Origin of the sequence: Mycobacterium zoologicum, assembly GCF_020181635.2 — a bacterium.
In the GTDB taxonomy this organism is placed as follows: domain Bacteria; phylum Actinomycetota; class Actinomycetes; order Mycobacteriales; family Mycobacteriaceae; genus Mycobacterium; species Mycobacterium zoologicum.
Genome location: NZ_JAYJJS010000031.1, coordinates 47,136 through 54,443, shown reverse-complemented (window position 1 = coordinate 54,443; position 7,308 = coordinate 47,136). Strand labels below are relative to the sequence as shown.

Below are 7,308 nucleotides of genomic sequence, written 5' to 3'. Positions count from 1 at the left end.
ACCGAAACGGAGGTCGCCTGAAACACCCCGATCCACAGGTATTGACAATTCCTCCACACGAACCGGCGTTGACGCTGGATGGCTCAGGCTGGATCAGTGTCGATCCGGCAACCATGCAAACCCAGCACCCCGGCATCTTCGCAATCGGCGACACCGCTGCCGTAACCGCGCCATCGGGGAAGAACTTGCCCAAAGCAGCGGCCTTCGCCCGAAACGGCGGCAAGGCCGCCGCCCGTAACGCACTGCGCCATCTCGGCATCCTTGACGCCTGGGACGTATTGTCCGGGGAGGGTTTCTGCTACATCGACACCGGTGGGCATACCTCCTCCCAGGGCAAAGGTGACTTCTTTGCGATACCGCACCCCCAGATCCACCTGTCCCAGCCATCCGCCCAGCTCTATGACGATAAGCAGAAGGAGGAAAACGACTGGCGCGTACGCTGGGAACGCCCGCGCACCGTATGAGTTACACGCGCGTACTCGCATTTGGCGCCAGGCCGACATCGCTCGCATTATCGGGTGTGTTACTCGGCGCATTTCGATCATCCAGCCGTGAGACGAGGCACGATTGACTGATTCATCGACGCCCACATTCCCGCTGGCCGATTTCCTGGGAATGGTGACACAGACAACCAAACCCGGCTTGGGGTGCGCCCGGCTCGACGTGCAGCCTAAGCACCTCAACCCACATGGGGCACTCCATGGTGCGGTCCTGTTCGCGATGGTCGACACCGCGATGGGTGCAGCGACCACTACGCCGGCACGCGTCGGGTGTTCTGGGTGGTCGACAACGGCTCCTCTCACCGGTGACAGGCCAGCATCAACCGGCTCAGGGATCGCTGGCCGAATCTGCGTCTGATCCACCTGCCCGTGCACGCGTCTTGGCTCAATCAAGTGGAGATCTATTTCTCCGTAGTGCAACGCAAAGTCGTCTCATCCAACGACTTCCACACCCTCGACGACGCCGAAGCCCGACTTCCAGCACTACTACGAGCAGATCGCGACACTGTTCGAATGGAAGTTCACAAAAGACGATCTGCACGCCCTACTCGAGCGCATCGCCGCCCACGAAGACGCCGCCCTCACCCCCGGCCGCATAACGGGCGCTACGAATACGCCTTGCCGCGCTCGGTTTGCTCAACCCGGTCATCGAGCGGCGATGGGGCTCTCCTCAGTCAGCGTGGTCACCAACTCGCTGCGGCTGCGCCGCTTCGGCCGCGACGCCCGCCAGGCGCCCGCGACTGCCCCAATCCCCCGCCGGCTGATGGGCAAACTCCCGCCACAAGATGCTTTCCACGCGTAGTGAACATGCAGATAGCAGGGCGGTGAACCCGTGAAGGATGTTGGTATGCCCCGACGCCGGCGCTCGTTCACCCCGGAGCGCTTGTCAAGGCCGCGCACCTGGTGATCGATGCACATCGTCGGGTTGCTGAGGTAGCCCGCGAACTAGACATGGACACGAGCCTGCTGCAGACTTGGGTGCGTGACGAGCGGTGGCGGATGTTCATCACCCGCGGCGCTACCGCCCAGCGAACGGATCCGATCCCGATGGCCGACAGCCGCTTTCGGCGCAGCAGCGTGCGGAGTTACTGCGGCTACGGGCGACGGTCACCGAGCAGGCAATAGAAATTGGAAGAGGTCTCGACATACTTTGCGGGCCGCCGCATCGAAGATGAATCGGCCCTGGCCCCGCGGCGTCCGAAGTCCAGTGTAAATCGGTGCGCTGCGGGTCAGGCATAGCCGAAAACTTTGCGCGACGGCAGGTGTCACCGGGAGATGCGTTCGCTCTCGATGACGTTCGGGTGGGGTGGCGGATGCGGTGGTGATGTTCGACCGGGAGCCGCAGATGGGCGCTGAGGCCCTCCGCGCGTTCGGTCAACCGGATCTTCATCACTGCCGGGTAGACGGCCTACCAGCACGGGCCTCCCGGCTTCATCCGGCCGACGGCGAGTGCGGTATCACGGTGGGAGCCTCCAGACGCAACTCGGGCCGGGAGGCAGCACCGCCTGCGGCGCGCCGGGCCATACCTGCTAGTGGCGCCGCACCGAGCAGGCTAGGCCCACCGGCCGTGCCGGCCGCTGCCGCGGTGAGGCTGGAGCCGGGCAAGGCCGTGGTGGGGCCGATCGCCGCGGTCGGGGCGGCCCAGGTCGGTGGCACCGACAGGGCGCCGACCGTGGCCGCCCGGCCTAAACCAGCTGACGCCGCAGCACTTCCCGCGCCACCGGTCCCCGCCCAGCCTGCTGGCGCCAGCGCGCCGTGGCCAAGCCCGCCCGCCAGACCCGACGGGAGCCCGCCCGTCACACCGGTGCCCGAGGCGGTGGTGCCGGCGGCGCTGAGGGCCGGCATCAAGGACTTGAGCTGGTTCAGGTTCGATAGCAGCGCACTCGATATCCACCCGACCGAACTTGTCATCGATAGCGCTGGACTCAACGAGCTCAGCGATGAGTTCACCGACGAGAGTGCCGATGTGGGCGACAGCGGGGAAGCGAGCCCCTGCAATGCGGTGGGTACCGCCGACATGGCCTGTGACAGCGTTGCTTGGGTGTTCGTGGCGACGGACGTGGCGGTGGCTTGGGCGGCCGCGGCGGTTTGCCCTGCCAGCCCGCCGGTGTTGGTGGTGGGCTGCGGCGCGGTGAGCGGCGTCAATTGCGAGGCTACCGCCGAGGAGCCGGCGTAGCCGTACATCGCGGCGGCGTCCTGGGCCCACATTTGGGCGTAGAGGGCCTCGGTGGCCGCGATCGCCGGGGTGTTCTGCCCGAAAACGTTGGTCGCGATCAACGACATCAGCTGGCTGCGGTTGGCCGCGATCAACGGTGGCGGAACCGTCATCGCCCGTGCTGTCTCATAGGCGGTTGCCGCGGCACGGGCCTGGGCGGCGGCCTGCTCGGCCTGGACGGCCGCGGTGTTCAGCCACGCCACATAGCCGGCGGCCCCGGCCGCCATCGACGCCGAGGCCGGACCCAGCCACGGCCCACCGGTGAGGTTGGAGACCACCGAGGAATAGGAGGCGGCCGTCGAATACAAATCGGCGGCCAACCCGTCCCAGGCCGCAGAAGCGGCCAGCATCGTCCCCGAGCCGGGACCGGAATACATTCTCGCGGAGTTGATCTCCGGTGGGAGCGCCCCGAAATCCATTTCTGTTACCTCGAATTGTCTAGTTGGTCGCGGCCGCAATGGCAGGTTTGGTGACCGCATACGACCCGGCGCTGGCCCCCAAAGTGGCAACCAGCTGTTGATCAATGGCCGCGGCCTGGACGCTGACCGTTTGGTACAGCTGGGCGTGCGCGGCGAACTGTGCGGCTGCCCGTGCCGAGATTTCATCGGCGGTAGCGGGAACGACCCCGCTGGTTGGGGTTACCGCGGTGGCATTTTTTGCAGCGGCGATCGGCGAGCCGATGCCAGCCAGCTTCCCGGCGGCTGCTGCCAGCGTGTCCGGTTGGGCGGTCACGAATACCATGAATTGTCCTTGTTGGAGAGGTTTCGACGGTGTGGAGTGAGGGGGATGACCGGCTCGATACCAGCGCCGGTGACGCTGTCGCGCTGAGGGATTCGACGCTCCACCGCCCGACCATGTGCAGGGCGGGACAGACGTTGTTGTTCAGCGGTAGCTGCCGAGGCCGCGTTCTCGAGCGGCAATGCTCACCGGTCGGTGATCGCCGGCTGTCGTGTCAACGCACAACAGCCTGATGCTGACCGATCAGCGACGAGCCAGGCAGAACCGCGTCAAACGATCCCGCCCGGTCAGGGGGGCGGCGAGCCCACGCGGCGGGCCGCGCCCGGCCGACGCCACCGGTTGCGCATGCCACCCGGTGACGGCGACCGGTGCGATGACCGCGCCCAGTCCCGCCAACACGGTGGATGACGATGGTGGTAGCACCGCGATCATGACCACCTTGTGGCATGAGGCCGCGGAGCGGTGATCGAGGTGTGGCTGGTCGACGGTGCCCGCAATCGGGCTAGCTTGTGCCGTCGGTACCGGTTGCGGTGGACGAGGTGGCGCCGATCCGGATCGCAGCAGCCCGCAATGGGCCCCACCAAACACCCACAAGATGAGCACCGTGGTGATGGCCGCCATCGCGATGACCGGCCGTGACCGTGGCACACGCCCAGCGTGGCGGCGCCGCACCACGCTGCGGTGCGGCGGGCCGGTTCGATTCGGGTAGTTCATGATTTAGCGCCTGACCAGCTGGCCGTGTTCGTCGGCCGCGGCGGTGTCGGGTTCAAGATGGTGGCCGCGGTCGAGGTGGTAGAGCGCCACTGCGGCGATGGCGCCGACGAGGATCAGTCCGGCCCACAGGAGTGCGCTGGCGCCGAGTTGTCGTGCCACGCCCATGAGCGAGCCGGTGGCCAGGTTGCCGACCAGGATGCCGATCCCGACGATGGTGTTGTAGAACCCGTAGTGGGTGGCGACCAGCCGGCCCCCGGCCAGTGCGACGACGGTGTCCATCTCGAACGGGAAGGTCGCGGCCGCGCCGATGGCGAGCATGGCTGCTGACATCAGCAGGGCGGCGATCGCCGCAATGCTCCCGAAGCGGGCAGCGTCGGGGATGAGGACCAGCGGCACGAATGAGGCGGCCACGATGGCCATGCCGATGGTCAGGCTGCGCCCAGGGCTCCAGCGTGCGGTGAACCAGGCGGTGATGCGCAGTTGTCCGGCGACCGCGACGATCCCCGACACCACGAACAGTGCGGCCACGATGGCCGACTGGGAATGCGGTGCGAGCACTGACGCCTGCAGGGGTAGCGCCAGATAGATCTGGAACGTCAGCACGTAGGAGCCGATCATCGCCGCGGCGAACAGCAGGAAGGACCGGTTGCGCGCGACGATGCGCCAGTCCTCGAGGATGGAGGTTTTCTCCGCTGTGGGATCGGCGGTGTGCTGGGGTAACGCGAACAGCTGCGCGATGGTCAAGACGGCGAACACGACCGCGGCGCCGGCGGCGGTGATGCGGAAGTCGAACGCCATCAGCGCCAGCCCGACCAGCGGGCCCAGCAGGATCCCGGCCTGATAAAAGATGTTGAACACCGCGAACGCGTCGACGCGCCGATCGCCGGCGTCGGCGGCCAGGTAGGCGCGCACCGCCGGGTTGAACAACGCCCCGGCGAACCCTGTTGCCGCCGAGGCGATCAGCACTGCGGGCAGCGACTGGGCGATGACCAACAGGGCGAACCCGCCGGTACGCAGTAGACACCCGGCCACGATCAGCGGTTTGTAGCCCAGTCGATCGGCCAGCGTGCCGCCCACGATGAACATGCCCTGCTGGGAGAAGTTGCGCACCCCCAGCACCAGCCCGACTGCCCAGGCCGCCATCGCCAGCGGGCCGGCCAGGTAGCCGGCCAGGTACGGCATCAGCATGTAGAAGCCGATGTTGATGCCGAACTGGTTGACCATCAGCACCCGGGCGGGCACATCGAAGCTGCGGAACTGCGAAATGAATGTCATCGGCCCATCACTCCAGCCGGATCGAGCACGGTGGCGCACCGTGTCCAGGACTGCACGACCCGCTCACCGGGGTCGGTGATGACAGCCGGCTCGGCCGGCGGTAGGTGACCGAGCAGGCCGTGTTCGCGGCAGTAGTCGTCGTTGTAGATGGTGTCGAAGTAGCGTTGCGGGCCGTCGGGAAAGACCGCCGCGATCGTGGTGTCGGCTGCCATGGTGCGCGCCGCCCACCCAGCGACCAGTGCGACCGCACCCACACTCCAGCCGCCGCTGGCGTGGTGGGTGGCCGCCAGGGAGCGGGCCGCCCACACTGCCTCGGCCGGGGCCACCCAGTGCACCTCGTCGAACAGTGAGTAGTCGACATTGCGTGGATAGATACTTGAGCCAAGCCCGCGCATCAACCGCTTGGTGGCGGGTTGACCGAAGATGGTCGAGCCGATGGTGTCCACCCCGATGACCTTCAGGTTCGGGTTGAACTCGCGCAACACCCGGGCCACCCCTGCGGAGTGCCCGCCGGTGCCCACCGAGCACACCAGCACATCGATGCGCCCGAGCTGGTCGACGAGTTCCAGGGCCAGCGACCGGTAGGCGTCGATGTTGTCGGGGTTGCTGTACTGATCCGGGCACCACGCGTCGGGATCGGCGGCCAGCAGTTGGGCGACCCGGTCTTTGCGGGCCTGCTGCCATCCGCCGACCGGGTGCGGCTCGGAAACCACATCCACGTCGGCGCCGTAAGCGGTCAGCATGTTCTGCACGATCGGCTCCAGGCCCGGGTCGGTGACCACGGTCACCGGATGCCCATAGGTCATGCCGGCCAGTGCGAGCCCCAACCCCAGGGATCCACTGGTGGATTCGACAATGCGGGCCCCGGGCCGCAGCAGGCCGCGGGCGCGGGCGCGTTCAACCATGTGCAGGGCGGGGCGGTCTTTCATGCTGCCGCCCGGATTGAACCCTTCGAGTTTGGCCCAAAACCCGCGACCGGCCGAGGTCAACGGCGCCGAGATCCGCAGCACCGGAGTATTACCGACCAAACCGTTGGGCCGGCGAAACGGTGTGAGGGCGGGTTGGCAGCTGGCGGCGGTCTGGGGGGCGCTGGCCAGGATGGATTGCCGTGAGCTGCGCAGGTCGACGGTGCCGACGGGCAGCTCGGACAGTTCGCAGGGCTTCAAAGACAGAAGATTGGTCATGGGATCGTCGCTTTCAGCGTGAGGCCGCAACGGGAGAGCGCAGCCAAGTGACATGGGCAGCAGACACCGGCCGTCGTGACAGGGCACAACAGCCTGGCGCTGACCAGTCAGCGACGAGAAAGGCAGAACCGGATCAAGCGCTCTTGACCCGTGCGGGCACCGGCCAGCCCACCCGGCGGGCCCCGGCCAGCCGGCACCACAAGAGAGGCCACTGAAGTCGCGGCGACGACCAAGACCGCCACCAGACCCAGCGCAACCAGCGCGGTGAACGACGACTTCGTGAGCATCGTGGTCGGGAACGCCTCGTGGTGCACGCCCAACGAACCGTTGGCAGCGTGCGGGTGATCGAGCGTGATCGCGTGCTCACCGCCCAGCGAGGACACCACGGAATGCGCTGGGTCAGCGGCGTGGGACACCGGCGACAGTACGTCGGAGTGGGCGGCGATCGCCAACATCCCCACCGCCGCCAGCACGGCGGCCAGGAATCGCAGCCGTGGCCGGCTGCGTCGGACCTTCGCCCGCATCCCCAAGTACCCCATACCCCTAGAGGGTACGCATGGTGTGCGCCGGTGTCTAGCGCGGGTATGGGCACATTTCGATAACGCTCCCGAGGTCCAAGTCAGGCCGCCCCTTGGCGCCGCCGGGTGCGGACGGACCGCTCTGATTTCTTGTTGAAAACAGT

The 7,308-nt window shown here is 67.0% G+C and carries 6 protein-coding genes and 2 pseudogenes; 2 read left to right on the top strand and 6 right to left on the bottom strand.

Annotation, left to right across the window (positions count from 1 at the left end; all coding sequences use genetic code 11):
* Together K6T84_RS20165 and K6T84_RS23910 are read left to right on the top strand one after the other, a co-directional pair.
* A pseudogene (locus K6T84_RS20165) lies at positions 1-464 on the top strand (NAD(P)/FAD-dependent oxidoreductase); the annotation flags it as partial.
* 647 nt (positions 465-1,111) lie between these two features.
* Positions 1,112-1,302 (top strand): annotated as a pseudogene (locus tag K6T84_RS23910) (hypothetical protein); the annotation flags it as partial.
* A 629-nt stretch (positions 1,303-1,931) separates the two neighbouring features.
* Here the strand turns inward: K6T84_RS23910 and K6T84_RS20160 are convergent.
* From K6T84_RS20160 to lpqS (K6T84_RS20140), 6 genes are all read right to left on the bottom strand, one after another.
* Complete coding sequence (locus K6T84_RS20160) at positions 1,932-3,134, bottom strand: PPE family protein (protein WP_329786760.1); 1,203 nt, start codon at positions 3,132-3,134, stop codon at positions 1,932-1,934.
* Positions 3,135-3,153: 19 nt separating this feature from the next.
* Complete coding sequence (locus tag K6T84_RS20155) at positions 3,154-3,456, bottom strand: PE family protein (protein ID WP_329786759.1); 303 nt, start codon at positions 3,454-3,456, stop codon at positions 3,154-3,156.
* Between the two features lie 240 nt (positions 3,457-3,696).
* Positions 3,697-4,074: a putative copper homeostasis (lipo)protein LpqS gene (gene lpqS / locus K6T84_RS23950; RefSeq protein WP_448407558.1), complete on the bottom strand. Its 378-nt coding sequence runs from the start codon at positions 4,072-4,074 to the stop codon at positions 3,697-3,699.
* Positions 4,075-4,170: 96 nt separating this feature from the next.
* Positions 4,171-5,442 (bottom strand): MFS transporter, encoded by a 1,272-nt coding sequence (locus tag K6T84_RS20150; RefSeq protein ID WP_329786758.1) that lies wholly within the window; start codon positions 5,440-5,442, stop codon positions 4,171-4,173.
* Positions 5,439-6,626 (bottom strand): PLP-dependent cysteine synthase family protein, encoded by a 1,188-nt coding sequence (locus K6T84_RS20145; protein ID WP_329786757.1) that lies wholly within the window; start codon positions 6,624-6,626, stop codon positions 5,439-5,441. The genes K6T84_RS20150 and K6T84_RS20145 overlap by 4 nt, the downstream gene beginning before the upstream one ends.
* A 107-nt stretch (positions 6,627-6,733) precedes the next feature.
* A complete protein-coding gene (gene lpqS, locus K6T84_RS20140; RefSeq protein WP_329786756.1) occupies positions 6,734-7,165 on the bottom strand; it encodes a putative copper homeostasis (lipo)protein LpqS in 432 nt (143 codons plus the stop codon).
* Positions 7,166-7,308 lie beyond the last annotated feature (143 nt).

What these genes read in the sequence shown, in the direction of transcription:
- K6T84_RS20150 (WP_329786758.1), bottom strand. Translation starts at nt 5,442, where the DNA reads ATGACATTCATTTCGCAGTTCCGCAGCTTCGATGTGCCCGCCCGGGTG.
- K6T84_RS20145 (WP_329786757.1), bottom strand. Translation starts at nt 6,626, where the DNA reads ATGACCAATCTTCTGTCTTTGAAGCCCTGCGAACTGTCCGAGCTGCCC.
- lpqS (WP_448407558.1), bottom strand. Translation starts at nt 4,074, where the DNA reads ATGGCGGCCATCACCACGGTGCTCATCTTGTGGGTGTTTGGTGGGGCC.
- lpqS (WP_329786756.1), bottom strand. Translation starts at nt 7,165, where the DNA reads ATGGGGTACTTGGGGATGCGGGCGAAGGTCCGACGCAGCCGGCCACGG.
- K6T84_RS20155 (WP_329786759.1), bottom strand. Translation starts at nt 3,456, where the DNA reads ATGGTATTCGTGACCGCCCAACCGGACACGCTGGCAGCAGCCGCCGGG.
- K6T84_RS20160 (WP_329786760.1), bottom strand. Translation starts at nt 3,134, where the DNA reads ATGGATTTCGGGGCGCTCCCACCGGAGATCAACTCCGCGAGAATGTAT.